Genomic DNA, 26896 nt, shown 5'->3' on the forward strand with positions numbered 1-26896 from the left:
TTTTTATCTACGTTTTTTAGTCACAATTTATGAAGCAGCTTTTAATCGTCTTAATAAATTTTTATTTAAACTATTTTCTGCGAACTCTTTAGTAACATTTAATTCTTTTTCAGATGAACTTGGTAAATCAAACATCACATCTGTTAGAATAGCTTCACATAATGATCTTAAACCTCTAGCTCCTAATTTATACTCTAATGCTTTTTCAACAATAAACAAAAGTGCATCTTCTTCTATTGAAAAAACAACACCGTCCATTTCAAAAAGCTTCTTGTATTGCTTAATTAAAGCGTTTTTAGGCTGAGTTAAAATAGATCTTAATGTTTCTGCATCTAAAGGATCCATGTGTGTTAAAACAGGTAATCTTCCTATAATCTCTGGAATTAGACCAAAGTCTTTTAAATCTTTAGGAATTACATATTGTAACAAGTTTTCCTTATCAATTGCATTAGTATCTTTTGATGAACTATATCCTACTGCTTGTCTATTTAAACGCTTCGAGATAATTCTATTAATTCCATCAAAAGCACCACCAGCAATAAATAAAATATTTTGAGTATTTACTTCAACAAATTTTTGGTCTGGATGTTTTCTTCCTCCTTTTGGTGGAACATTTACAACGGTTCCTTCTAAAAGTTTAAGCAAAGCTTGTTGCACTCCTTCTCCTGAAACATCTCTTGTAATTGATGGATTATCACTTTTACGGGCAATTTTATCTATTTCATCAATAAAAACAATTCCTCTTTCTGCTTTTGCCACATCATAATCAGCAGCTTGCAACAAACGAGTTAGAATGCTTTCAACATCTTCACCTACATAACCTGCTTCTGTTAATACTGTTGCATCAACAATGGCTAATGGTACGTTTAACATTTTTGCAATTGTTTTTGCAACTAATGTTTTTCCTGTACCCGTTTGACCTACCATTATAATATTACTTTTCTCAATCTCAACCTCATCATCGAGTTGCTTTTGCATTAACCTTTTGTAGTGATTATATACAGCAACACTCATAACTCTTTTAGTTTGATCTTGCCCTATTATATATTCATCAAGAAATGCTTTAATTTCTTTTGGTTTTAGCAATACTAATTCTGATAAAAGATCACTTTTACCATTTTGTTTTAATTCTTCTAAAACAATTCCGTGTGCTTGTTCAATACATCTGTCGCAAATATGGGCATCTATCCCTGCTATTAACAAATTAGTTTCTGGCTTTTTCCTTCCACAAAATGAACATTCTAATACTTCTTTTACCATTCTTATTAGTTAGCAGTAAACAGTTTATAGTACAATAAAAACATTAAGTACTACTACTGGATACTAAATTTATTCTCTAATTAACACTTCATCAATCATTCCATACTCTTTTGCTTCAGCAGCAATCATCCAATAATCTCTTTCACTATCTTTATATACTTTGTCATAAGATTGTTTTGAATGTTTCGCAATGATTTGATATAATTCTTCTTTTAACTTCAACATTTCTTTCAAATTGATCTCCATATCTGTTGCAACTCCTTGAGCTCCTCCTGATGGTTGGTGGATCATTACTCTTGAATGTGGTAATGCTGATCTCTTACCTTCTGCACCAGCACATAATAGAACCGCTCCCATTGACGCTGCCATTCCTGTACAAATTGTTGCTACATCAGGTTTTACAAATTGCATTGTATCATAAATTCCTAATCCTGCGTAAACACTTCCTCCTGGTGAATTAATATAAATACTAATATCTTTTGAAGCATCAACACTTTCTAAAAACAATAATTGAGCTTGAATTATATTTGCCACATAATCATCTACTCCAGTTCCTAAAAATATAATTCTGTCCATCATTAAACGTGAAAACACATCCATAGACGCTACATTTAATTGACGTTCTTCAATAATATAAGGAGTCATACTGCTTACAATTTTATCATAATACAAGCTATTTACTCCATGATGCTTTGTAGCATATTTTTTAAATTCTTTTCCGTAATTCATTTCTTTTGAATAGTTTAAAAGTTTACTGTTTATAAAGTTTAAAGTTCTTAATTATTTTTCAATGATAAGAATTTTTAATAAAACTTTAAAGATTCTAAATTTATTTTAGAACAAAAAAGCGCCAAAACTAGTTTGACGCTCAAAGATAATTATTTTTTATGAGATATTATTCTCCATACATTTCTTTGATAAACTCTTGATAGTTTACTTTTTTAGCTTTTACATTTATCTTCTCTTTAAATAGAGCAAGCATTTTTTCGCTCATAATTTGTTCTGATAAACGTTTTGTTTCTTCCTGATTAGAAAGTACACGTGCAACTATTCCTTCTACTTCTTCGTCAGTAGGATTTAATTGTCCGAATTGAGCCATTTGCTTCTTGATTAATTCAGAAGTATGTGCTTTTAAATCTTCAAATTGAATTTGTAGATTATTATCTGCAATAATTTTATTTTCAATTAACTGGTAACGTAATCCTTTTTCTGATTTAACATATTCTTCTTCTGCCTGCTCAATAGACAATGGATTTTCACCTACAGTTTGTATCCATTTTTTCAAGAATTCAGAAGGTAAATCAAATTTAGTATTCTCAATTAGCGACTCAATAACATCGTTTAAGAATTTTTGATCTGCTTGTTGTGCAAATTGAACTTCAGCATCTTCTTTTATTTTTGCTTTTAATTCTTCAACAGAAGTCACAGTTCCTTCTCCAAATAATTTATCGAATAACTCTTGGTTTAATTCTGCTTTTTCTACTGAATTAATTTCTTCAATAGTAAACGCAACTATTACATCTAGTCCATGAACATCATCATGAGATACTTTTAAATAATCCATTAATTTATGATCATCATCAAAAAGTCCTTTAGTTGATAATTCAACAACATCGCCTACTTTTTTACCTACAAACTGTTTTACTACTTTTTTATCAGCAAAAACATCTAATGTAATATTTGTAGTATTATTAATTCCTTTTTCTTCGTTTGTAAATGTTCCTCTTAAAGTATGGTCTTCTGCTACTTTGTCTTGAGAAATCATTTTACCATATTGCTTTTGAATACGCTCAACTTGTTCTTCTAACATTTTGTCATCTGCAACTATATCAAATTTTGACACTTTTGACTTTTCTGTTAAATCAACTGAGAATTCAGGTGCTAATCCTAATTCGAATTCGAAAGTAAAATCTTCCTTATCCCAATTAAAGTCTTCCGTTACTTTTGGAAGTGGATTTCCTAATATATCTAACTTTTCTTCTACTAAATAATCATTTAATGAAGATTGTAATATTTTATTAACCTCATCTAAAAGAACCGCTTTACCATATTGTTTTTGAATTAAACTCATTGGTACAGCTCCTTTTCTAAATCCTGGAATATTAGCATTTTTTCTATAATCTGCTAATATCTTTTCTACTTTTTCTGCGTAATCTTCTTTAGTAACTGCAACTGTAACAACTGCATTTAAAGCATCAACTTGCTCTCTTGTAATATTCATTATGTTATTATTTAAATGTCATGAAATTTGGGTTGCAAAATTATATATTTTTTACAACCCAAACAAGTTTTTAATTAATTGAATTTCAATTATCTAAATTTTATTTTTTATCTATAAATATACTATTTAAGATTGATTGACCAATTGACAAGATAATACTGAATAAAAATGCACTCCAAAAACCAGCCACATGAAAACCATCTATGAAGTAATCTCCTATTAAAATTATACATGCGTTTATGACCAATAAGAATAATCCTAGGGTAATAATAGTAACTGGAATAGTAAGTAACACTAGTAATGGCTTTAGAAAAACGTTTAACAATCCTAAAACAATTGCCACTGCAATTGCTGTCTTATAATTTGTTACTTCTATTCCCGGTAAAAAATTTCCAATAATAACAACCAGTATTGTTGTTATCAAAAGTCGTACTATTAAATTCATTTTTTTATTTTAAAGATACAAAAAAAAGACATCTAAACGATGTCTCTTTTTATAAAATATTTTAATTCTAATTTTATACTTTATTTAATTCACAGGAACTATATTGATCCCATTAAAACTAGAAACATAATACAAAGGAAGTCTTGAACCATAATGTTGGTTTATTACTTTAATAATTTCGTTAGTTATAACTGCGTAACCACGAGCATTAGGATGCACTCCATCTAACGAGAATAAAACACCACCTTCAGTTGCAGAACCACTGAAATAATTTGCTGTATAAATTTGTCCTGAACTTACTCTAAGACCTGTAACTAATTGTCCTAAAATTGCATTCATATCTGCAACTGCTAAATTTTTAGAAGCCGCAATAGACACAATTGCATTATTATATCCTGTTATTGCACTAGCTACTTTTGCTTTTTCATTAGCTGTTAACACCCATCTATTTGCAATCGGATATGACACACCGTTTAAATTTAAATTTAATCCTGCTAAATTTCCAGAAGCATTTGCATTTGGAGTACCAATTACAGAAGAAGCTGGCAAAACAAGCAAATCATTAGCTGTAGTTTGACGTGCTTTTCCAAAAGCTTGTCCTATTTCAGCCGCAAGAGCAGGACCAAAAGTAGGAGTTAAAGCTGCTGTAATTTCATTTGATCTATCAGTTGCATCAACATCATAAATCAATATTGGACTAACAGAAGTCGTTGATAAAAGATTAAGTCTATTTGGCTCTCCATATGCAGTAAAAATTCCATCTAAAGGTCCATACAATTGAGCATTTAATTGATTTATTACTGCTGTCCCTGCTGCAATTTGAGTTGCTAGATCACTTCCAGGAGGAACTAAAGGCTTACCCAGTCCTTGAGCTGTCAAAGGTGCGTAAGGTACGGTAGTAAAATAAGGAATAGATGTTACACTTGGAATTGTTGCTACTACTCCTTTTGCTCCACTTGAAGTCAAAGTATTTATTATTCCTGTGTATACACTTGCAAAAACACCTACATGTGTAATATCATTTCCTCCATAAGTTGTTGGATTAGTATTATTAGTTTCATTATTATCAATTGCAGCAGTCATTCCGTCAGCTTGTGCTCCACCATTTGTAGCATAAGATAACACATCATTTGCTCCAATCCAGTTTGTAAAGAAAGTTGGGTTTTTAGTCATTGCATCTCCTAGAACAGTTGCACTCGCAGAAGTTGCATGTCTAACAAAATATGGATTAGCTTGACCTAAGGCTACACCTGCGATATTTCCATATCCAGGAACTCCTAAATGAAATGATTTTGCTCCAGGAATTCCCATATTATTATAAGCCGTTGTTTGCAAATCAGAAATTTCAACAGTAGACATTCCGTTTATATTTTCAGGTCTTCCTTCAGAAGCATCGATAACCAATCTTGTTTTAAATTGATTAACTCCACCTACAACTATAGGATTTCCTCCTAAAACAAATCCTCCTAAATTATTAACATCATCTTCATAAGACGGTTGAGTAAAAGCACCACCACCTACTAAAGCAAATTTTTGCGCCAATAAATTAGGAAAAGAGTTCATTTGACCACTTTTATAGACTGTTCCATCCATATAACCAGCAGTTAAAGAATTTCCAATAGCAACATAAGAAGAGAAATCTGCTTCACCCGAAGTATAATCTGCATCTACATCATTTTCAAATTCTGGTTCACATGATGTAAAACCAACCGCCAGAACAGCTAAATATATAAATTTATTTTTCATTTTCATTTTGTTTAAGATTAGAAATTATATGTTACACCTACTCCTGGAGAAAAAACTGATGATTTATAAGTACCTCCAAAAGTACTTCCATCAGGATAATAATCGTAAGAATTATCAATTTCATCAAAATGTAAATATAAGAATGATAAATCAACTCCTAATTTGCTAGTAAATTGATACGTTAATCCACCTGTGAATCCCATTGAATCATTTCTTGGTGTTTCAGGAGCGAAATAACCATCTTGAACTGGGCTTTCATCTATGTAATACCCTGCTCTAAAAGTAAATTTATCATTAGCCATATACTGAGTACCAAATCTATATGTACTAGCGTTTTTGTAATTTCTAGGGTTATGTGAATCTGGAATTTCTGGCTTTTCAAAATCAACATCTAATGATTTATAAGCACTCCATAAAGCGTAATTATAATCAAATGCAACCAACCACTTATCAGTTACCTTATAAGAGAATCCCACTGTTAATTCAGCAGGCAAAGGCAAATCAGCATCAAATTTTGTATTTGAAAAGATACCTTGAGCCACCGCTGGAACATCTGCAAAAGTAGCATCCCCATCACGAGCTTCCATTGTGATCTCTGAACGGTAGTTTAATCCTAATCTAATATCTTCTGTTGGGTTAAACATCATACCAACATTATATCCCCATGCAGAAATACCTGTACCATCGATAGTTACATCTGCATTTCCTAAAAATCCACCAGCAGGCTGAAGATTTCTATTAAAATTAACCGATCCTGTTGCATAAATTGGTCCACCACCAATACTAAAATGCTCTCCAACTCTTATAGATATCGAAGGTTGAATAAATATTGCTTGTAAATCAATATTATTTACTAAATGTGCTCCTTGCCAATCTTGATCCCATTCTACAGCACTTCCATAAGGTGTATAAATTGCTAAACCAGCCGTTAACCAATCGTTTAATTTATATGTTGCATAAACATTAAAAGGAGTTCCAACATTATCACTACTAGCTGTCCAATTATATTCTGAATTTTGAAATCTAGTTTTTGAGAACAAAGCATTTGCTCCTACTGACAAGTTAAACTTTTTGTCTAAGTATGCCATACCTGCTGGGTTAAAAAAAGCAACCTCAGCACTATTCACTACAGCAACACCTGTATGTCCCATAGCTAATTGCTTTTGACCTTGAATACTTACTCTATAACCGCCCGCAAAAGCAGTTGAGCTCGCTAAAGCCATTAATGTTAAAGAAAGTAATTTTCTCATAATTTAAAATGTGTTAGTTTTCTTTGATTTTATTATCATCTATCTTTCAAAATTATAATAAAATATGGAATCTACAATTTTTTATCCAAAAATATTATGAATGCATAATATTTTTATTTTATTTAATAAATTCGATAACATAATCATAAAATGCTTTTGGCTGTTCAGCATGCAACCAATGACCTGCGTTATCAATAGTCCTTAATTTCATACTTGGGAACTGATTCTCAATCAAAGGAACATCTTCATCTAAAATGTATTTAGAATTCCCTCCTCTTATGAATAACACTTCTTTTTCAAATTTTGCAGCATCGAAAAGAGGCTTTCCAATTTCTACAATATTAGCAATTAGTGCTTTCAAATTAAAGCGAAATGCTAACTGCCCTTGTTCTTTCCAATATAGATTTTTTAGTAAAAACTGTCTTGTTCCAAAATCGGATATATATTTTGACAATATTTCATCTACTTCACCTCTTGTTGGTTTTGTTTCAAAATCAATTGCACTCAATCCTGCCAAGATATCTTGATGATGTGGTGCGTAATATTTCGGTCCTATATCTGCCACAATAAACTTATTAACGTATTCTGGATACAAACAAGCAAATTCCATAGCAACTTTTCCTCCCATTGAATGTCCTAACAAAACAACATCTTTCAATTGATGAAAGTTGCAATATTCCAATACATCCTTTGCCATTAACTGATAGTTAAAATCATCTGAATGAAAGCTTCTTCCATGATTTCTCATATCTAACAAATGTACCTGAAAACCTTGTTCTGCAAACTGAACACCTAGTGTTTTCCAATTGTCAGACATCCCTAAAAAACCGTGAATTATCAAAAACGGTTTTCCTTCTCCTTCTATTTTAGAAAAAATCATTATTTTAATTTTTGAAGATACATATTTACTACATTTTCAATACCTAAATATAAAGATTCCGAAATTAAAGCATGACCAATAGATACTTCTAATAAATTTGGGATATTATCTTTAAAAAATTTAATATTATCCAAACTCAAATCATGTCCTGCATTAATTCCTAACCCTAATTCATTTGCCCTCAAAGCGGCTTTCACATAAGCCTCAATACCTTTTTCATTTCCTAATGAATATTGATGCGCAAATTCTTCTGTATATAATTCAATTCTATCTGCTCCTGTATTTTTCGCACCATCAATCATCTCAACAACTGGATCAATAAAAATTGACGTTCTTATATTATTTCTTTTAAATTCCGAAATCACTTCAACCAAAAAATCTTTATGTTTTATAGTATTCCATCCTGCACTTGAAGTTAATGCATCGTCCGCATCTGGAACTAAAGTAACTTGAGTTGGCCTAACTTCTAAAACTAAATCCATAAATTTCTTCACTGGATTTCCTTCAATATTATATTCTGTATAAACTATTGGTTTTAAATCTCTAGCATCTTGATAACGGATATGTCTTTCGTCTGGTCTTGGATGTATTGTTATTCCTTCTGCTCCAAAACGTTGTACATCGGTTGCAACCACTAACAAGTTTGGCACATTACCTCCTCTAGAATTCCTTAGAGTTGCTATTTTATTGATATTTACTGATAACTTTGTCATTCTCTTTTTTATTAACTTTACAAAAATACAAAGTATAAATAGCTTTGATAACCTATTTTTGATTATTTTGCATTAAAAATAAGCTTAATATACACAATGAACTCATTAATTGACTTTTTAAACAACGACATAAAACCGTTAAAGAGTGAAGAAAAGATTATCGATGCTCAAGAGTTGTTTTCTGAATTCCCATATACTCATTTTCCTGTAACTGAAGACAGTATATACATTGGATGCATAACTAAAGATGATTCTGAAACATTAAGCTCTAACGCCTCAATAGGCGATAACCGTTATGATTTCAAACGCTTTTATGTGCGTTCTGAGATGATTTGGCTAGATGTATTAGAAGAATTTGCAAAAAACGAAACAAATATTCTACCTGTTTTAAATGATCAAAATAAATATATTGGTTATTATGAATTGGAAGATGTTATTAAATTTTTCCATGAAACTCCATTTTTAAAAGAAACAGGAAACCTTTTAATAATAAGAAAAGAAGCAAATAATTTCTCTATGAGTCAAATTGCTCAAATTGTAGAAAGCAATAATGCAAAACTTTTAGGTCTTTTCATTTCTAAAATTGACAACAACTTTATAGAATTTACTTTAAAAATCAACTTAGGCGGATTAAACGATATTATACAAACATTTCGTAGATATGAATATGAAATAATATCAGAGCATCAAGAAGACACTTACTTAAAAAATTTAAAAGACCGTTCTGATTATCTTGATAAGTATTTAAATATATAACCAAATTGTCAACATCAAAAAAGGAAACATTATGAAAATTGCAATATTTGGCCAATATTATCAATCCGCCACAGACGAGATTATTGAAAAAGTTTTACAAGTCTTAATTGACAACAATGTAGACATTATCATTGAGGAACAATTTTTCAACAGCATAACAACTTCTTTGAAGAACAAATGCAATACATATGCTAATCATGACGAATTAGAAGATAATATTGAAGCACTTATCAGCATTGGTGGAGATGGAACAATATTAAGAGCGGTAACATATGTTCGTAACAAAAAAATACCTATTGTTGGAATCAACACTGGAAGGCTTGGTTTTTTAGCAACTGTGCAAATTAAAAACATTGAACCTTTACTACTTAAAATATTATCTAAGGAATATACTATTTCAAAAAGAAGCCTTCTAAGTTTAACATGTACACCCAGAAATCCTGATTTAGTTGATTTAAATTTTGCTTTAAACGAGGTTACAGTCTCCAGAAAAGATACTACTTCTATGATTACAATTGACACATATTTAAATGGAGAATATTTAACATCATATTGGGCAGACGGATTAATCATATCAACTCCAACAGGATCAACAGGTTATTCTTTAAGTTGCGGTGGACCTGTATTAACTCCTGAAGTAAAAAGCCTTGTTATTACACCTATTGCTCCACACAACTTAAACGCAAGACCATTAGTAATTCCCGATGACACTGAAATTGAATTAAAAGTCTCTGGAAGAGAAGAACAGTATTTAGTCTCTCTTGATTCTAGAATTACATCAGTAACAAATGAAACACTTCTAAAAATTAAAAAAACTCCTTTTGAAATAAATATGATTGAATTTTCTGAAGAAGGCTTTTTAAAAACAATAAGAAAAAAACTACTTTGGGGTGAAGACAGAAGAAATTAATTTACAAAACATAACTTTTAACTTTTTTTTGCGTTTGTATTAAACCATTATATTTAGGAATAAAATTTCTATTTAAACATGGTAAAGAAATCTATATTGTTATATTTGCAAACTATTTTCAAAAATGAGACATAATTTTATATACATATTCCTATTATTTAGTTCATTAGCTATCAATGCACAAATTAATGAATTAGGTGTTTTTGTTGGTGGATCTAATTACATTGGAGATGTTGGTCCAACGGATTATATATCGCCTAACAAACCGGCATTTGGTATTATATATAAATGGAATAGAAGCCCTAGACATTCTTGGCGTTTTTCATATATACATGGAGAACTAGGATCAAATGATTTAGACAGCGATGTTCCTGGTAGAAATTTAAGAGGTAATGACTTTGAAAATAATGTAGACGAGTTTTCTATTGGGTTAGAATTTAATTTCTTCGATTTTGATTTGCACCAACTTGATTGGGCAATGACTCCATATGTTTCTACAGGTATAAACTATTTTATATATAACGAAAATTACATCGTTAACAAAACAGATAAACTTGATTACAGACATAGTCAGTTTGCTATTCCAATGATTGTTGGTTTAAAAACCAGATTATTTCAAAATTTTATACTTGGAGCAGAAATAGGAGCTCGATACTCTTTTACTGACAATTTAGATGGGAGTAATCCTAGAAACAATAATTTAAGATCATTTCAATTCGGAAACTTAAACAGTAAAGATTGGTATGTTTTTTCAGGAATAACATTAACCTATACATTTGGGGAAAACCCATGTTTTTGTGCAAATTAACTATGAGTATAGAAACAAAAATAAACATAAATAATCTACCAAACCATTTAGCTATTATAATGGATGGAAATGGTAGATGGGCAAAACAAAAAGGTTTATTACGTTCATTAGGACATGAAAATGGGACAAAATCGGTTAAAACAACCGTTGAATCTTGTGCCAAACTAGGTATTAAGCATTTAACACTTTATGCCTTTTCAACAGAAAACTGGAACAGGCCAAAATTAGAAGTTGACACTCTAATGAGACTCTTAATTTCTTCTTTAAAGAAAGAATTAAAGACTTTAGAGAAAAATAATATCCGTTTAAATGCGGTTGGAAATTTAACAAATCTTCCATCCAAAGTTCAAAAAGAATTAAACGAAGTAATACAAAAAACATCTGAAAACACTAGAATGACATTGACTTTAGCTTTAAGTTACGGAGCTAGAGAAGAACTCATTCAGGCTGTTAAAAAAATTTCAGATAAAGTTAAAAATAATATAATTTCTAATGACGCTATTGACGAATCAATTATTAATGAGCATCTTTACACGCATAATTTACCAGATGTAGATTTGGTAATACGTACAAGTGGTGAACATAGAATAAGTAATTTCTTACTTTGGCAAATTGCATACGCAGAATTTTATTTTACAGATGTATTATGGCCCGATTTCACAGATGAAGATCTAATGGAAGCCATTAAAAGTTATCAAAGTAGAGAAAGACGATTTGGAAAAACAAGTGAACAAATTTCATAAAAAAACAATGTTAAAAAAAGGTTTACAATTACTTTTCACCTTTATAATTATAGGTAGTAGTACAAAGTTAGTTGCTCAAGAAACAAAATTAGAAAACGGAAAAGAATACATCTTAGGAGGTGTTAACGTAACTGGAAAAAGTAAATATAGCGAACAAACAGTTGTTACTTTTTCAGGACTTGAAAAAGGTCAAAAAATATTAGTTCCTGGAGAAGATATTAGTTCTGCTATAAAAAAATTATGGAAACTTGGTCTCTTCAATGATGTGAACTTCTATGTAGACAACATTAAAGGAGATAGTATTTTCTTAGAATTAAATCTAATAGAATCCCCAAAACTATCTGACATCAAAATACAAGGAATTAAAAAAGGAAAATCGGAAGATTTAATCAAAGAAATTGACCTTAAAAAAGGAAAAATCGTTAACGAAAACCTTATAACAACAACTAAAAATTACATTGAAAATAAATACAAAAAAGACGGTTTTTACAACACTAAAGTATTCATAAGCACTACTCCAGATTCAACTGAAACAGAAGTAAAAATGCTTGTTAATATTGATAAAGGTGATAAAGTAAAAATAAAGAGCATTGATTTTGAAGGAAACTCACAATTATCTGATTCTAAATTAAGAAAAGCCTTTAAAAACACCAAGCAGAAAAACCCTATACGTATTTTTAAAGCTTCAAAATACATCAAAGAAAAATACAAAGAAGACTTAGTAACTGTAATTGATAAATACAAAGAAAAAGGGTTTAGAGATGCTCGAATAATTTCTGACAGTATAACGTATAATAAAGAAGATAATTTAATTAACATAAAAGTTAATCTCGAAGAAGGAAAAAAATATTACTTTGGAAATATTAGATATTTAGGAAACACCGTTTATACAGACCAACAATTATCAAGAATTTTAGGAATTAAAAAAGGTGATGTTTATAATGGCGTATTGTTACAAAAAAGAATAGCAGACAATAGTAGTCCTGATGCCGAAGATTTAACAAACTTATACCAAAACAATGGTTATTTATTTTCAAGTATTAATCCAGTTGAAGTAAAAACTTCAAATGATACTATTGATTTTGAAATTAGAATTACTGAAGGACCTATAGCTTATTTCAATAAAATTACAGTTGTTGGTAATGATAGAACAAATGACCATGTAATCTACAGAGAATTAAGAACAAAACCAGGTCAAAAATATAGCAAAGAAGATTTAATCCGTTCTGTGAGAGAGATTGGTCAACTTGGATTCTTTGACCCTGAAGCAATAAGACCCGATTTTAAAAATGTTGATGCTCAATCAGGAACCGTAGACATCGAATATAATGTCGTTGAAAAAGGAGCTAGCCAAATAGAATTACAAGGTGGTTATGGTGGTGGTGGATTTATTGGAACACTAGGATTGTCTTTCAATAACTTCTCAGCAAAAAATATATTCAAAAAAGATTCTTACAAACCACTTCCTATGGGAGATGGACAAAAAATGGCATTACGTTTACAAGGTAGTTCATATTTCCAAACGTATAGCTTATCTTTTTCTGAGCCATGGTTTGGAGGAAGAAAACCAGTAAGTTTCTCTACTTCCTTATCACATAGTAAACAATTCTTATACAACTACCAAACAAGAGATGTAACTCGTGATCAAAGTTTCAATATTACATCATTATCTGTTGGAATTGCAAAACAATTAAGTGTACCGGATGATTATTTTGTATTATCACAAAGTTTATCATTTCAATATTATGACTTAAACAATTACAACACTGGATTATTTACATTTGGAAATGGGTCTTCAAGAAACTTTGCTTACACAGTTGGATTAAGTAGAAACAGTAAAGGTTTAAACCCAATTTATCCAACATATGGTTCTGAATTTAGTGTTTCTGGTAGATTCACACTTCCATATTCTCTATTTAACGGAATCGATTATGGAGACTTAAAAGAGTCTGATGAATACAAATTAAGATACAAATCAGGAAGTGGAATTCAAACTCAAACAAATTCAAATGGTGAAATTGTACAAGAGGGTGATTATATAGCACAGACTTCGGCTAATTCTGGAATTTATGAAAAAGTTAGTGCAAGTGATGCTGATTTAGATGTAGCAAAATATGATCAAAAAAGATATAACTGGTTAGAATATTACAAAATAAAATTCAAAGCAGATTGGTATACTCGTATTTATGACAAATTAGTACTACGTTCATTAGGAGAATTTGGATACATGGGTGCATATAACCAAGAAAGAGGATTAGTTCCATTTGAGCGTTTCTACCTTGGTGGAGATGGTTTAGCAAATTACTCATTAGATGGTAGAGAAACCATTCAATTAAGAGGTTATCCTAACAACTCATTATCATCTGTAGATGGAGGAACAATTTATAATAAATTTTCATTAGAATTAAGATACCCTATAACATTAAAACAAGCTGCCACAATTTACGGATTAACATTCTTGGAAGCTGGTGCTGCATTTGATGATTTCAAAGCCTACAACCCTTTTAAAATGCAACGTGCAGCAGGATTTGGCCTTCGTGTATTCATGCCAGCATTTGGTTTATTAGGAATTGATTTTGCACATGGATTTGATGCTGTTCCAGGGCAATCAACAAAGAGTGGTTGGCAAACACATTTTATCATTGGACAACAATTCTAGTACATTTAACGTTTAGTTTAAAATATACAGATGAAAATCGAACTTATAAAAACATTTCTTATCTTTCGGACAGTTTTTTGGGTTACATCTGAAAATATAAACTAAAATTAGACAAACAGATGAAAAAATTATTATTTGTTACATTATTATTTACTTGCTTTAACGGTTTTTCACAAACGGCAAGTGTTAGAATTGGATATATCGATATGGAATATATTCTAGAGAAAGCTCCTGATTATGCAGAAGCTAAAAATCAACTAGAACAAAAAGCCTCAAAATGGAAAGAAGATATCGAAGCACGAAAAAATGAAATCAATAAATTAAAAGAAAGCTTAGCCTCAGAAAAAGTTTTATTGACAAAAGAACTTATTGAAGAACGTGAAGAAGAAATTGCATTTCAAGAAAAAGACCTTTTTGATTATCAAGAAAAACGTTTTGGAGCAAGAGGTGATTTAATTATTCAAAAATCAATTTTAGTTAAACCTATTCAAGATCAAGTTTTCACTGCTATTCAAGACATTGCAGAACAAAAAAACTACGATTTTATATTAGATAAATCATCAGACTTAACTATTCTATTTGCAGATAAAAGACATGATATAAGTGATCAGGTTGTTAGAGTAATAATGCGTGCTGAAAAAAGAGAGCAGTTAACTAAAAAACAACAAAAAGCTCAAGATGCAAAAGAAGCAATTGAAGATTTACAAGATGAAAATCCAGCACTTGCTGAAAGGCAAAAAGTATTAGATGAAAAGAAAGCAGCTAGAGAAAAACTTTTAGAAGAAAGAAAAGCAGCTAGAGAAAAGCTAATAGAAGATCGCAAAAAAGCAGCTCAAGAAAAAAGGCAAAAATTGATTGATGAAAAAGAAGCTGAAAAAAATGGCACAGTAATTGAAAAGGATACTACAGAAGATAAAACCGAAGAATCAAAAACAGGAGAAAAAGTAGAGAAGCCTAAAACGACCACTACAACTGCTTCAACTGCCGAGGAACGCAGAAAGGCTATTGAAGAAAAAAGAAAAAAAATTATTGCAGAAAGAGAAGCTGCTAAAAAGGCAAAATTAGAAGAACAAAGAAAAAAAGAAAACAAAAAAGAAAACGAAGGAGAATAATAACCAAAATTAAATTAAAAATTAAAAATGAAACATTTAAAAACTTTAGCTATTGCATTAGTACTTTTTATTTCAGCACAAGTATCTGCACAGTCAAAAATGGCACATATTGACGTAAAAACTTTAATGACAAATATGCCTGAAATGAAAACTGCTCAAACGCAATTACAAAAAATTCAGGAAACATACGACAAAGAGTATAAAACTATGGTACAAGAATACCAAGGAAAACTTGAAAAATACCAACGTGAAGCTGAAAACGGAACTGCAACTGAAGCTGTAAATGAAACTCGCTCAAAAGAGATGCAAGAAATGGGACAACGTATCCAACAGTATCAACAAACAGCTACTAAAGAATTACAACAAAAAGAGCTAGACTTATTAAAACCAATTATGGAAAAAGCACAAACTGCTATTCAAAAAGTAGCTACAGCTAAAGGGTTTGAATATGTATTAGATGCTACTGAAGGTAGTGGTTTATTAGTTGCTAAAGGAACTGATTTATTAAACGATGTTAAAAAAGAATTAGGCTTCTAATTAACCTAAAATAAATAAAACATTAACTGCTCAATTAGAAATTTTGAGCAGTTTTTTTTATATTTTTGTTTTATGATAAACGAAAATGCTATAGGCCTTTTTGACTCTGGAATAGGCGGAACATCTATCTGGAAAGAGATTCATTTACTCTTACCTAATGAAAATACAATTTATTTAGCAGATAGTAAAAATGCTCCCTATGGTTTTAAATCAAAGGAAGAAATTATAGATTTATCATGTAAAAACACTGAAGTTCTTCTTAATTACAATTGCAAATTAATTGTTGTTGCTTGTAACACTGCAACGACAAATGCAATTAAAGAATTAAGAGCAAAATATGACGTCCCTTTTATTGGAATAGAACCTGCGATTAAGCCTGCTGCTAATATGTCTAAAACCGATATAATTGGTATTCTTGCTACAAAAGGAACATTAACTAGCGAATTGTTCCATGAAAAACTACTAAGTTATCCTAATGTAAAAATTATTGAACAAATAGGTCATGGATTAGTCCAACTCATTGAAAATGGAGCCATAGACTCTATTGAAATAACGGAACTACTAGAAAGCTATTTAAATCCAATGATAGAGCAAAATATAGACTATTTAGTACTAGGTTGTAGCCACTACCCTTATCTTCTTCCACAGATAAAAAAAATACTCCCTAGCCACATTAAAATCATTGATTCCGGTGAAGCTGTTGCAAAACAAACTAAAAACGTTTTAAACCAGTACAACTTATTAAATACTGAAAATAAAAAAAGTAGTCACTTTTTTTATACGAATATAAATCCAGATGTTCTTAAAAAGATTTTAAAAGACAATAAAAATGTTATTCAAAGAGATTTTTAAACTACAAGACTTGTTAATACAAATCCTTATATTATTCTAATTCTTGATTATTAGCAATGGTAACAACACTCAAAAAAGCTTTCTAATCTTCCTTAAACCAACCTGAGTACATTACGTAATTATTAGAAATACGTTCTATTTCTCCAGCAAAATCACTTTTATTTAAATCCTTAACCTTCTTTGCTGGAATTCCTGCATATATTGTTCCTGATTCAACAGTTGTATTTTGAGTTACAACGGATCCTGCTGCTACAATTGAATTACTTTCAATTACACAATTATCCATAACAATTGCCCCCATACCAATAAGAACGTTGTCCTTAACCTCACAACCATGAACTATAGCATTATGCCCAATTGATACATTATTTCCTATTACTGTAGGATGTTTTTGATATGTACAATGAATAACCGCTCCATCTTGAATATTAACTTTATCACCTATTGTAATAGCATTTACATCACCTCTAATTACTGCATTAAACCAAACGCTACATTTATCTCCTAAAGTAACATCTCCAACAATAGTTGCATTATCTGCAATAAAGCAATCTTCTGGTATTTGAGGATATTTCCCTCTCACTTCTTTTATTATCATAACTTTTATATATAAAAATGTCCCGATATAATCGGGACACAAATGTATAATTTTTTTCTAATTTCTTAGTTAACAGCAGGACAATTACAATCCCACTCTTTAGCTTTACAGAATATATCTAAACCTAGTGTTAACTGATGAAATCCTCCTGTATCAAATTTAATGTCTCCAATGATATGAGAATACGTATATGAGAACATAAATTGTTTATAGTTTACCCCTAAAATTGGCGTTATATATTGTAATTTTTGTTCGTCAACAGCACTTCCATTAAGATATTCAGCTCCATCAAAACTTCTTCTATATGATAATCCACCCCATATTCTACCAAAATCCATTCCTTTATAAACTTTCAAGTTTAGGTCAATTGCCTTTTCAGTAGTTTCTTGTGTATATTGAAACATAAAAGATGGCTCCCATAATAATCGATCTTCATCTCCAAAAACTGCTCCTGCACTCCATAATAACTTTCTCAAGTTATCAGATTCAATTCCTTCAGTATAAATTTCTCTTCTATTTGCTAAGAAATTTTTAACTGTGAAATGAGTAAAGAAATCCAAATAATGATATGAAACTCCTAAATCAACATTAAAATATGAATCTTTTTGATAAATTCCACCAAAAACAAATGGATCAAATGGTTGATTTACAAATTCTGTTTCATCTAATTGGCTTTGAACAAAAGCAGCACTTAAACCAAAAGATAATTGATTTAAATCTGTAGTTCCTCTAGAAAATCTTAAATGATGAGCATAAGTTAATTTTGCTCCTCTTTGTGAATGGTAACCATTTTTATCATTAAAAATTATGGCACCAATACCAGATTTACCATCTTCATCAACTGATGTATTAAAACTTACTGTTTGCAAAGAAGGCGCATCATCTTGTCCAAACCATTGTTGGCGTCCAGTCAAACGTATTTTTCCACAATTAGCAGCTCCTGCCATTGATGGATGAATTAAATAATAATTATCAGATAAATAATCTGAATAAACTGCAACTCCTTCTTGAGAGAAAGATAATTGTGTTAGAAACAACACTATAATTAAATAACTTTTTTTTAAATTCATTGTAGGTTATCGTTTTAATGAAAAATGTGCTTTAAATATTTTGTTTTGTTGGTTTTCTTCATATTCTGGATGATATATTATCATCTAAAACTATTCCGATATAACATATTTATTACTACAGTATAAGTTAGTGAACCTCTTCACCTTGTTATTTTACCATACCGGCCAAAGATATAAATTTTTGTGAAAGTTTTATCATCTAAGCATATAATATTCAAAGAATCTCTATTTCAATAGTTATTCAAAGCACAAAATGGAATTAGTATAATAAAATTTTATCAAAAACACATTTAAAATTATCTTTAATTGCCAAAAGCTAAATTTTAAAAAAATTAAAACTAAAATAAAAAAACAGGTTAAAAGCACTAAATCAAACACTTAATAAATTAACAATTATTATTTATAAAAACATGAACCTTAGATCAATAAGACAGTTCTGTTTTCTAATTAAATTTTTGTTAAAAAACAAATATATATAATCAAAAATAATTTGTTCGTATCTTTGCAAAAAGCACGTTATAATGTTAAAAATATCGATAAAAAACACCAACAATCCTTCAATACTTAAATTTGAACTGGAAAATCAAATTACTAGAGGTCAAAATTTTGAATATAAAAATATTGATGAAACTAAAAATTCACCTTTAGCAATGCAATTATTTTATTTACCATTTGTAAAAACAGTCTACATTTCTGGCAATTTTATTGCGATAGAAAAATTTTCAATAGTTGAATGGCCAGATGTACAAGATGAAGTAGCTCAACAAATTGAGGACTTTATTAAGAATGGTGGTGAAATTATTAAAGCTGAGGAAAATTCTACTAAGAAAACACCTGTTACAATTTATGCAGAAACAACTCCAAATCCTGCTGTACAAAAATTTGTATGCAACAAGCTTCTTACAAAAACATTATTAGAATGTAAAAATATTGATGATACTTTAGCATCACCACTTGCAAAAGAGTTATTTAAATTTTCATACGTTAAAGAAGTCTTTATTGATGAAAATTATATCTCTGTTTCTAAATATGAAATTGCAGATTGGAATGAAATAACAATGGAATTACGTTCTTTCATAAAAGAATATATTGAAAATGGAAACATTGTTGTTGACGAGTCATTAATTAAAAAAACAGAAACTCATACAAAACAGCAAGAAGATTATTTTGACAAACTTGATGTAACTTCTCAACAAATTATAAATATTCTTGAAGAATACATTAAGCCTGCTGTTCAAGGTGATGGAGGAAATATTATGTTTGAATCTTACGATGATAATTCTAAAAGAGTTAAAGTTATTTTGCAAGGTGCCTGTAGTGGTTGTCCTTCTTCAACTTTTACACTAAAAAATGGAATTGAAAATATGCTTCGTCAAATGCTTAATGATAATGAAATTATAGTTGAAGCAATAAACGCATAATTCTGCTACAATTCAAAATAAAAAAAGAGCTTTTTAAGGCTCTTTTTTTATTTTTGAAACTCTACTATTTCTTCTCTGAAACATATAAATTGAATTCCTTAAACAATTCTAATAATTGCATTGTTGCCTTTACTAAATCATTTGTTTCTAATAATAATCCGAAATATAATTTACTGTTTTTAGGACTATTTTCAATTGTTCTAATTCTTGTTATTTGCTTTTGAATTAGATCTGAAATTGTTTCTAAAACTTTTTTCCTTTCTGATAGTGCTCTATCAATACTATTAAAGTTTTTAGAATTAAAAATACCTTCAATATCTTTAAAAAGTTCCAATATCTCTAGCTCAATCGTTTTTAAATCTCTAACCTGATTAAATTTCAATTGCTTATGATTGTTATTTATATGTGAATGGCTACTTTGAGAAATGTAAGTAATAGATTGTACAATATCTTGTAAATATCCTAATGTTAGGATATAGAATTTACTCGCCTCAACAGATGTCTCGTCTAAGTTTTTAATAAAGTAGTACACATTACTTTTTAGCTCATCTACTTGTTTTTCTAGTTTTTTAACTGTTTTCTTACTTTCTTTAAGCGATGGTAAATCCTGCAAACTAAGTCCTGAAATAATACTACTATAAACAGTATTTGTTTTTGAAATAATTTTAGAAATCTGAGAAGAGCTCTCGTTTATTACTTCATGAATTGTAATGATATCTTCTCGTTTTAATTCATTTATAACCTCTTCTTCTTTTACTTTTTTCTTATGTTTTTGATTACTTCTATAAAAGAACAAAGCAACAATAATCATAAAAGCAAAAAAAGCAAAAACTTCCCCTACATATAAGATATATGCTATAATTCCTGATGCAATGAATGCTGCTATGGCAGTAAAAAACCATCCTCCAATAACATTTAAAACCCCTGCTATTCTATAAACTGCACTTTCTCTGTCCCAAGCTCTATCTGCAAATGAAGTACCCATTGCTACCATAAAGGTTACGTAAGTTGTTGAAAGAGGTAATTTCATTGAAGTTCCCAAAGAGATAAGCACCGCAGCGACAATCAAATTAACCGATGCTCTAACCATATCAAACATAGGCTGCTCACTTCTTTTCCCAGTATATTCCGGCAGAACAAACTGTTTGTCAATACTAATTTGAATACTTTTAGGTAGAATAAAATTTATTAATCCTCCCATATACATTGCTCCTCTAACTATATATCTAGACAATGTATTTGCGTTATATTTCTCTGAGCCTTCTCCTTGTCTTGAAAGATTTTGTTCTGTTTCAATTACATTTCTTGCTTTTTTAGAAGTCCATAATGTATAAATCATAATTGCCCCTGCTAATGCTAAAAATATGAATGGTGCGGGAAGATTCTCTCCCTCTAACCCTACCATCATAAATTCTTTGGCATTAAGAGTTTGTCCAACTTCAGCATACATTTCATACGATTGAAAAGCAGCAATTGGAACTCCTATAAAGTTTACTAAATCATTTCCTGCAAAAGCTAATGCTAAACCGAAAGTTCCAACTATAATAATAAGTTTAAAAATATTAAACTTTATAACACTCATAACAATTTGAGACATTATTGTCCAAAAAACAAAACAATACCCAATAATCATTAATTGATTCCCTTTTATAAAATCTTTTGTTTCACTAGAAATAAATGTAACCGATTTTAATCCTTTTATTAAGATAAAAAAAGAAATAGCGGTCAATGCAAACCCTCCAAAAATAGCTCCAAAAAAGCGATATCTTCTTTCTATATGAAACGTAAATAATAAACGAGAAATATATTGTACAATGGCTCCTAAAACAAATGAAAGTAGAACAGATAATAATATGCTATATACTATTTCTGTAGCTTTTTTTGTATTTATATAACTTCCTAAAGAACTAATATCTCCATTTGTAACATAAATTTTTGAAATTGCAATAAAAACTGAAGCCCCTAACAAAGAGAAAATAATGGAAACAGTTGTAGATGTAGGTAATCCAAATGTATTGAATACATCGAGTAATAATACGTCTGTTATCATAACTGCTAGGAAAATCATTATGACATCATTAAAACTAAACATTCTTGGCGTAAAAATCCCACTTCTTGCTACTTCCATCATTCCATTAGAATATAGCGCTCCAACTGCAACTCCAATACTAGCGACAATCATGATTGTTTTAAACGAAACTGCTTTAGATCCAATTGCTGAATTTAAGAAATTCACTGCATCATTACTCACTCCTACCATCAAATCGATAATAGCTAAAAGCGCTAATGCAATAAGCATAATAACATAAACTTGTTCCATAATTATTGTAAATTAAAAATCGGGCAAATTTGTTACAATTTCTTAAATAAAATGTTAAGCTAACGTTAAGTTAAATAATTGTAAAAGATAATAATTTTAATTGAGACTAACAAAAAAGGGCTATTCAATTGAATAGCCCTTTTTTGTTAGTCTGTAAACGAGTTTTACTTTTTCTCAACATGTTCATTAAACTCTTTAAAAAGTTCTAACAAGTTCATTGTTGCTTTTACTAAATCATTTGTCTCTAATAATAATCCGAAATATAATTTACTGTTTTTAGGACTATTTTCAATCGTTCTAATTCTTGTTATTTGCTTTTGAATTAAATCAGAAATCGTTTCTAAAACTTTCTTTCTTTCTGTTAAAGCTCTATCAATACTGCTAAAGTTTTTCGAGTTAAAAATGTCTTCAATATCCTTAAACAATTCTAATATTTCTAATTCAATTGTTTTTAAATCTCTAATTTGATTAAACTTTAATTGTTTGTGATTATTGTTTATATGTGAATGACTACTTTGAGAAATATAACTAATAGACTGCACAATGTCTTGTAAATGTCCTAATGTTAATACATAAAATTTACTTGCTTCTACTGAAGTTTCATCTAAATTCTTAATAAAATAATAAACATTGTTCTTTAACTCATCTACTTGTTTTTCTAATTTCTTAACTGCTTTTTTATTTTCTTTCAAAGAAGGCAAATCTTGTAAACTTAATCCTGCTACAATTCCACTATAAATTTTATTAGTCTTACTTACAATTTTAGAAATTTGATCTGAACTTTCATTTATTACTTCATGAATACTAACGATATCTTCTTTATTCAGTTTTTTAATTTCTTCTTTTTCAGTCATTTTTGCCTTATGAACTTGATTACTTCTATAAAACAAGACAGCTACAAGAATCATTAACCCAAAAAATGCATAGATTTCTCCAACATATAATAGATATGCTACTATTCCCGCAGAGATAAATGCTGCAAATGCAGTAAAAAACCAACCTCCTATAACATTTAAAACACCTGCAATTCTATAAACAGCGCTTTCTCTATCCCAAGCTCTATCTGCAAATGAAGTACCCATTGCTACCATAAAAGTTACATATGTAGTAGATAATGGTAATTTCATAGATGTTGCTATAGAAATTAAAACTGCTGCTACAACTAGATTAATAGATGCTCTAACCATATCAAACATAGGTTGTTCACTTCTTTTTCCTTTATATTCGGCAGCTAAAAATCTACCATCTATAGTTGCTTGAACTGATTTAGGAATTAAGAAACTAATCCCATTACTCAAAATAACCGCACCTCTAACTATACCTCTAGATATTATATTTGAAGAATATTTTTCAGAACCTTCGCCTTGACGTGACAAATTTTGCTCTGTTTCTAAAACATTCATTGATTTTTTAGAAATCCAAAGTGTTATTACCATTATTCCACCTGCAATCATCAATAATAATGTAGGAGTCGCTACTTTTTCTGCCAAAACACTCATTGCAAATCCAGTTGCAGGAGCTCCTGAATCTACCCAAGCCCCATAAGACTGCCAAGCTGCGATAGGCACACCAATAAAATTAACTAAGTCGTTCCCTGCAAAAGCTAATGCTAATGCAAATGTTCCTACTATAATTACTAGTTTATAAATATTTTTTTTGAATCCTTGAATAATAACAAAAGAAAAAAGTGTCCAAAAAGCTGCACTAACTAAAAGCACTAAAAATGTTTTATCTTTTATTATAGGCTTAATTTTTCCGTAAAATTCTGTTCCTTTTAATCCTTTAATTATAATGAAATATGATATTGCCGCTAATGCTATTCCTCCAAAAACAGCGCCAACCCATTTCGCTTTTTTTTCATAATTAAATGTAAGTAATAAACGAGAAATATATTGTACAATGGCTCCTATTGAAAAAGAAATGACAACGGATAGTAAAATTCCTATAATTATCTCTGTTGCTTTCTCTGTATTAATATATTTTCCAATTATACCTAATGAATCTCCATTATTTAATATTTTAATTACTGAAATAACAACAGCCGATCCTAATAATTCAAAAACAACCGATACTGTTGTTGATGTAGGCATTCCTAGCGTATTAAAGAAATCTAAAAGCAGAATATCTGTTATCATAACTGCCATGAAAATTATCATAATTTCATTAAAATAAAATTCACTTGGCATAAATATTCCTTTTCTCGCCACTTCCATCATTCCACTTGAAAACACAGCCCCTACAGCAATTCCAATACTTGCAACAATAAGAATTGTTCTAAGTGAAACCGCTTTTGAGCCTATTGCAGAGTTTAAAAAATTAACCGCATCATTACTAACTCCTACAGCTAAATCAATAATTGCAAGAATTCCCAATGCCACAAGCATTATCACATAAATTTGTTCCATATTCTTAATTTTAAAACGATGCAAAGTTGTCATATTTTAGCTAGTCCAACGTTAATTTAATGTTATCAATTGGATTTTAACAAGGATTAACAAAGTTGCAAACCCCTTATATTTTAAGCTTTTTCATTTTTTTTTCAGATAATGTCTTTTAAATATTTATTCTAATTTTAATCCTAAATGAATATTTAACAAAAAATCACTTCTTGGAATATTTCTATTTTTTAACTAACTTTATAATCTAACGTAAAAACAATATATTATGGCAGTATTAAAAGTTATTGAAGTTTTATCAAGTTCAGAAAAAAGTTGGGAAGATGCAACTAGAAAAGCTGTAACTAAAGCTTCGCAGTCTTTAAAAAATATTAGATCCGTATACGTACAAGATCAAAGTGCAAGTGTAAAAAATAATGAAGTAACAGAATTTAGAGTTAATTTGAAAGTTACTTTTGAAATTGAATAATTAGCTAATCATTTAATTATTCCTAAGCGTTCAATTGAACGCTTTTTTTATTTTAAACATAATTACTATCTATTCTTACAAAAAATCAAACAAACAAGAAACACTTCTTTTACATTTATTGAAATAGGTTTGATAACGCAAAAGACTTCTTTATCTTTGCACTCTCAAGGAAAACTTTTCTTGAATACAATAAAAATCATAAAAATAAAGTAAAAATGACTAGCGAAAAAGTAGAAGAATATGTAACTATTATTAAAAACATTATAATTGAATATTCTCCAAAAGTAATTACGGCCATTATCATATTATTTGTAGGACTTTGGCTGACAAGTATTATTACAAAAACCCTAAAACGTATATTAGTTAAACGAGAAATAGATACTACTCTTTCAAATTTCATAGGTAATTTCGTCTTTTGGACATTACGTATTTTAGTTTTTATAACGGTAATTTCAAATCTTGGAGTCCCTACATCTTCTTTTGTTGCTATATTAGGAGCAGCAGGTTTAGCTGTTGGTTTAGCACTTCAAGGATCTCTTTCTAATTTTGCAGGAGGAATTTTAATTATCCTTTTTAAACCATTTAAACTAGACGATGTAATTGAAGCGCAAGGAGAAATAGGATCTGTAAAAGAAATTCAAATTTTTAACACAAAGTTATTAACTGGAAACAATCAAACAGTGTATATTCCTAATGGAGCTTTATCAAATGGTGTTATTAAAAATTACACTCAAGAAGGAATTAGAAGAGTTGATTTAATGATTGGTGTAGATTATAATTCAGATTTAAAACAAGTGAAAGATGTTATTCTAGATGTTTTAAATAAAAACCCAATGGTTTTAAAGAATCCTGCGCCTACAATTTTAGTTTGGGAACTTGCAGATAGCTCTATAAATCTTGCTGTAAGACCATGGACAAATTCAGAAAACTATTTCTCTGTTCATAGTCAAACACTTGAAGACTGTAAAGTTGCTTTTGATGCTGCTGGTATTGAAATTCCATATCCACATCAAGTAGAAATTAAAAAGAAATAATACTTTTTTATTTATTTAAGACAAAATCTTTTAAATAATAAGGTTCAAAATAAGCGACATTTACAAAGTCGCTTTTTTTGTACTTTTCAAATGACAAATAACTCATTTCATTTGCCGAAGGAAATACAACATCATGATGAAAAATAAATTTATCCTGAACTAATGTTTCTTTGAATTTCATTATTCCATCACCTACTAAATGAATCGTTGAATTAATTTCTTTATATGATTCTTCATTAATAACTTCAGCTTCTATTTGTCTTGTTTTTATGTAGTTTTTATCAAAAAATGCAGTATACACTTCCATTCTTCTAGCATCAATCATAGGAATAATAATCCCTTCATTTATAGAAATTTTTCTTGCTAAAAGCTCTAAGGTATCAATAGCAATCATTGGCAAATTTAAAGCATAACAAAAGCCTTTTGCAGAAGAAACTCCTATTCTCAATCCAGTATAAGAACCAGGACCTTGACTTACAGCTACTGCTTTTAAATCTTTAAAAGACAAATTGCTTTCCTGTAGAATTTCTTCAATGAAAACATGTAATTTTTCTGCATGAGAAAAATTTTCTTCAGCAATTTCTCTACATAAAATAGTTTTACCTTCTCTTGCTATTGAAACTGAACAATTTTTAGTTGCTGTTTCTATGTTTAATAATACTGACATGAATAAAATTATATGATTGCAAAAATACA

Annotated in this window: 24 protein-coding genes; 11 read left to right on the forward strand and 13 right to left on the reverse strand. The window is 29.6% G+C overall.

Annotation, left to right across the window (positions count from 1 at the left end; genetic code table 11):
* Positions 1–27 precede the first annotated feature (27 nt).
* The 8 genes from clpX to SY27_RS08935 form a co-directional block, all read right to left on the reverse strand.
* Entirely contained in the window at positions 28–1260 is a 1233-nt protein-coding gene (gene clpX, locus SY27_RS08900; protein ID WP_045969391.1) for an ATP-dependent Clp protease ATP-binding subunit ClpX, read from the reverse strand.
* A gap of 69 nt (positions 1261–1329) precedes the next feature.
* Entirely contained in the window at positions 1330–1989 is a 660-nt protein-coding gene (gene clpP, locus SY27_RS08905) for an ATP-dependent Clp endopeptidase proteolytic subunit ClpP (RefSeq protein ID WP_045969393.1), read from the reverse strand.
* Positions 1990–2155: 166 nt separating this feature from the next.
* On the reverse strand, positions 2156–3481 hold the full coding sequence (gene tig, locus SY27_RS08910; RefSeq protein ID WP_045969395.1) for a trigger factor: 1326 nt from the start codon (positions 3479–3481) through the stop codon (positions 2156–2158).
* A gap of 100 nt (positions 3482–3581) precedes the next feature.
* A complete protein-coding gene (locus SY27_RS08915; protein ID WP_045969397.1) occupies positions 3582–3926 on the reverse strand; it encodes a phage holin family protein in 345 nt (114 codons plus the stop codon).
* 84 nt (positions 3927–4010) lie between these two features.
* Positions 4011–5672: a lipase gene (locus SY27_RS08920; RefSeq protein ID WP_045970203.1), complete on the reverse strand. Its 1662-nt coding sequence runs from the start codon at positions 5670–5672 to the stop codon at positions 4011–4013.
* Between the two features lie 17 nt (positions 5673–5689).
* Complete coding sequence (locus SY27_RS08925; RefSeq protein WP_200894148.1) at positions 5690–6922, reverse strand: OmpP1/FadL family transporter; 1233 nt, start codon at positions 6920–6922, stop codon at positions 5690–5692.
* A 118-nt stretch (positions 6923–7040) separates the two neighbouring features.
* Positions 7041–7802 carry an alpha/beta fold hydrolase gene (locus SY27_RS08930; protein ID WP_045969401.1) on the reverse strand — a complete coding sequence of 254 codons (762 nt, stop codon included), beginning with the start codon at positions 7800–7802 and terminating at the stop codon, positions 7041–7043.
* Positions 7802–8515, reverse strand: a complete 714-nt coding sequence (locus SY27_RS08935; RefSeq protein ID WP_045969403.1) for a pyridoxine 5'-phosphate synthase — start codon at positions 8513–8515, stop codon at positions 7802–7804. Before SY27_RS08935 ends, SY27_RS08930 begins: the two co-directional genes overlap by 1 nt.
* 96 nt (positions 8516–8611) lie before the next feature.
* Here SY27_RS08935 and SY27_RS08940 point away from each other — a divergent pair, with 96 nt between their 5' ends.
* The 8 genes from SY27_RS08940 (at position 8612) to murI (ending at position 16892) form a co-directional block, all read left to right on the forward strand.
* Entirely contained in the window at positions 8612–9271 is a 660-nt protein-coding gene (locus tag SY27_RS08940) for a CBS domain-containing protein (protein ID WP_045969405.1), read from the forward strand.
* 31 nt (positions 9272–9302) lie between these two features.
* A complete protein-coding gene (locus SY27_RS08945; RefSeq protein ID WP_045969407.1) occupies positions 9303–10181 on the forward strand; it encodes an NAD kinase in 879 nt (292 codons plus the stop codon).
* Positions 10182–10305: 124 nt separating this feature from the next.
* Positions 10306–10989 (forward strand): DUF6089 family protein, encoded by a 684-nt coding sequence (locus SY27_RS08950; RefSeq protein WP_045969409.1) that lies wholly within the window; start codon positions 10306–10308, stop codon positions 10987–10989.
* A 2-nt stretch (positions 10990–10991) separates the two neighbouring features.
* Positions 10992–11732, forward strand: coding sequence for an isoprenyl transferase (locus tag SY27_RS08955; RefSeq protein WP_045969412.1), 741 nt, complete (start codon positions 10992–10994; stop codon positions 11730–11732).
* A gap of 7 nt (positions 11733–11739) precedes the next feature.
* On the forward strand, positions 11740–14391 hold the full coding sequence (gene bamA, locus SY27_RS08960) for an outer membrane protein assembly factor BamA (protein ID WP_045970205.1): 2652 nt from the start codon (positions 11740–11742) through the stop codon (positions 14389–14391).
* A gap of 119 nt (positions 14392–14510) precedes the next feature.
* Positions 14511–15503 (forward strand): OmpH family outer membrane protein, encoded by a 993-nt coding sequence (locus SY27_RS08965; protein WP_045969414.1) that lies wholly within the window; start codon positions 14511–14513, stop codon positions 15501–15503.
* Between the two features lie 27 nt (positions 15504–15530).
* On the forward strand, positions 15531–16040 hold the full coding sequence (locus SY27_RS08970) for an OmpH family outer membrane protein (RefSeq protein ID WP_045969416.1): 510 nt from the start codon (positions 15531–15533) through the stop codon (positions 16038–16040).
* Between the two features lie 72 nt (positions 16041–16112).
* Entirely contained in the window at positions 16113–16892 is a 780-nt protein-coding gene (gene murI / locus SY27_RS08975; RefSeq protein ID WP_045969418.1) for a glutamate racemase, read from the forward strand.
* An 82-nt stretch (positions 16893–16974) separates the two neighbouring features.
* On the opposite strand, the gene SY27_RS08980 is transcribed toward murI, so the two are convergent.
* Together SY27_RS08980 and SY27_RS08985 are read right to left on the reverse strand one after the other, a co-directional pair.
* On the reverse strand, positions 16975–17490 hold the full coding sequence (locus SY27_RS08980; RefSeq protein ID WP_045969420.1) for a gamma carbonic anhydrase family protein: 516 nt from the start codon (positions 17488–17490) through the stop codon (positions 16975–16977).
* A gap of 65 nt (positions 17491–17555) precedes the next feature.
* A complete protein-coding gene (locus SY27_RS08985; protein WP_045969422.1) occupies positions 17556–18560 on the reverse strand; it encodes a type IX secretion system membrane protein PorP/SprF in 1005 nt (334 codons plus the stop codon).
* Between the two features lie 521 nt (positions 18561–19081).
* On the opposite strand from SY27_RS08985, the gene SY27_RS08990 reads away from it, so the two are divergent.
* Positions 19082–19981: a NifU family protein gene (locus tag SY27_RS08990; RefSeq protein WP_045969423.1), complete on the forward strand. Its 900-nt coding sequence runs from the start codon at positions 19082–19084 to the stop codon at positions 19979–19981.
* A gap of 64 nt (positions 19982–20045) precedes the next feature.
* Here the strand turns inward: SY27_RS08990 and SY27_RS08995 are convergent, their stop codons facing one another.
* Both SY27_RS08995 and SY27_RS09000 read right to left on the reverse strand, forming a co-directional pair.
* Entirely contained in the window at positions 20046–22301 is a 2256-nt protein-coding gene (locus tag SY27_RS08995; RefSeq protein WP_045969425.1) for an inorganic phosphate transporter, read from the reverse strand.
* 164 nt (positions 22302–22465) lie between these two features.
* Positions 22466–24706: an inorganic phosphate transporter gene (locus SY27_RS09000; protein ID WP_045969427.1), complete on the reverse strand. Its 2241-nt coding sequence runs from the start codon at positions 24704–24706 to the stop codon at positions 22466–22468.
* A gap of 259 nt (positions 24707–24965) precedes the next feature.
* On the opposite strand from SY27_RS09000, the gene SY27_RS09005 reads away from it, so the two are divergent.
* Together SY27_RS09005 and SY27_RS09010 are read left to right on the forward strand one after the other, a co-directional pair.
* Positions 24966–25166 (forward strand): dodecin family protein, encoded by a 201-nt coding sequence (locus SY27_RS09005; protein WP_045969429.1) that lies wholly within the window; start codon positions 24966–24968, stop codon positions 25164–25166.
* Between the two features lie 215 nt (positions 25167–25381).
* The gene (locus SY27_RS09010) at positions 25382–26200 is read left to right on the forward strand and encodes a mechanosensitive ion channel family protein (protein ID WP_045969431.1); all 819 of its coding nucleotides are present in this window, start codon (positions 25382–25384) and stop codon (positions 26198–26200) included.
* Between the two features lie 7 nt (positions 26201–26207).
* Here the strand turns inward: SY27_RS09010 and tsaB are convergent, their stop codons facing one another.
* Positions 26208–26867, reverse strand: a complete 660-nt coding sequence (gene tsaB, locus SY27_RS09015; protein WP_045969433.1) for a tRNA (adenosine(37)-N6)-threonylcarbamoyltransferase complex dimerization subunit type 1 TsaB — start codon at positions 26865–26867, stop codon at positions 26208–26210.
* Between the last annotated feature and the right edge of the window lie 29 nt (positions 26868–26896).

The sequence above is a fragment of the Flavobacterium sp. 316 genome, from assembly GCF_000967805.1.
GTDB classification, from domain to species: domain Bacteria; phylum Bacteroidota; class Bacteroidia; order Flavobacteriales; family Flavobacteriaceae; genus Flavobacterium; species Flavobacterium sediminilitoris.

What these genes read in the sequence shown, in the direction of transcription:
- clpX (WP_045969391.1), bottom strand. Translation starts at nt 1,260, where the DNA reads ATGGTAAAAGAAGTATTAGAATGTTCATTTTGTGGAAGGAAAAAGCCA.
- clpP (WP_045969393.1), bottom strand. Translation starts at nt 1,989, where the DNA reads ATGAATTACGGAAAAGAATTTAAAAAATATGCTACAAAGCATCATGGA.
- tig (WP_045969395.1), bottom strand. Translation starts at nt 3,481, where the DNA reads ATGAATATTACAAGAGAGCAAGTTGATGCTTTAAATGCAGTTGTTACA.
- SY27_RS08915 (WP_045969397.1), bottom strand. Translation starts at nt 3,926, where the DNA reads ATGAATTTAATAGTACGACTTTTGATAACAACAATACTGGTTGTTATT.
- SY27_RS08920 (WP_045970203.1), bottom strand. Translation starts at nt 5,672, where the DNA reads ATGAAAAATAAATTTATATATTTAGCTGTTCTGGCGGTTGGTTTTACA.
- SY27_RS08925 (WP_200894148.1), bottom strand. Translation starts at nt 6,922, where the DNA reads ATGAGAAAATTACTTTCTTTAACATTAATGGCTTTAGCGAGCTCAACT.
- SY27_RS08930 (WP_045969401.1), bottom strand. Translation starts at nt 7,802, where the DNA reads ATGATTTTTTCTAAAATAGAAGGAGAAGGAAAACCGTTTTTGATAATT.
- SY27_RS08935 (WP_045969403.1), bottom strand. Translation starts at nt 8,515, where the DNA reads ATGACAAAGTTATCAGTAAATATCAATAAAATAGCAACTCTAAGGAAT.
- SY27_RS08940 (WP_045969405.1), top strand. Translation starts at nt 8,612, where the DNA reads ATGAACTCATTAATTGACTTTTTAAACAACGACATAAAACCGTTAAAG.
- SY27_RS08945 (WP_045969407.1), top strand. Translation starts at nt 9,303, where the DNA reads ATGAAAATTGCAATATTTGGCCAATATTATCAATCCGCCACAGACGAG.
- SY27_RS08950 (WP_045969409.1), top strand. Translation starts at nt 10,306, where the DNA reads ATGAGACATAATTTTATATACATATTCCTATTATTTAGTTCATTAGCT.
- SY27_RS08955 (WP_045969412.1), top strand. Translation starts at nt 10,992, where the DNA reads ATGAGTATAGAAACAAAAATAAACATAAATAATCTACCAAACCATTTA.
- bamA (WP_045970205.1), top strand. Translation starts at nt 11,740, where the DNA reads ATGTTAAAAAAAGGTTTACAATTACTTTTCACCTTTATAATTATAGGT.
- SY27_RS08965 (WP_045969414.1), top strand. Translation starts at nt 14,511, where the DNA reads ATGAAAAAATTATTATTTGTTACATTATTATTTACTTGCTTTAACGGT.
- SY27_RS08970 (WP_045969416.1), top strand. Translation starts at nt 15,531, where the DNA reads ATGAAACATTTAAAAACTTTAGCTATTGCATTAGTACTTTTTATTTCA.
- murI (WP_045969418.1), top strand. Translation starts at nt 16,113, where the DNA reads ATGATAAACGAAAATGCTATAGGCCTTTTTGACTCTGGAATAGGCGGA.
- SY27_RS08980 (WP_045969420.1), bottom strand. Translation starts at nt 17,490, where the DNA reads ATGATAATAAAAGAAGTGAGAGGGAAATATCCTCAAATACCAGAAGAT.
- SY27_RS08985 (WP_045969422.1), bottom strand. Translation starts at nt 18,560, where the DNA reads ATGAATTTAAAAAAAAGTTATTTAATTATAGTGTTGTTTCTAACACAA.
- SY27_RS08990 (WP_045969423.1), top strand. Translation starts at nt 19,082, where the DNA reads ATGTTAAAAATATCGATAAAAAACACCAACAATCCTTCAATACTTAAA.
- SY27_RS08995 (WP_045969425.1), bottom strand. Translation starts at nt 22,301, where the DNA reads ATGGAACAAGTTTATGTTATTATGCTTATTGCATTAGCGCTTTTAGCT.
- SY27_RS09000 (WP_045969427.1), bottom strand. Translation starts at nt 24,706, where the DNA reads ATGGAACAAATTTATGTGATAATGCTTGTGGCATTGGGAATTCTTGCA.
- SY27_RS09005 (WP_045969429.1), top strand. Translation starts at nt 24,966, where the DNA reads ATGGCAGTATTAAAAGTTATTGAAGTTTTATCAAGTTCAGAAAAAAGT.
- SY27_RS09010 (WP_045969431.1), top strand. Translation starts at nt 25,382, where the DNA reads ATGACTAGCGAAAAAGTAGAAGAATATGTAACTATTATTAAAAACATT.
- tsaB (WP_045969433.1), bottom strand. Translation starts at nt 26,867, where the DNA reads ATGTCAGTATTATTAAACATAGAAACAGCAACTAAAAATTGTTCAGTT.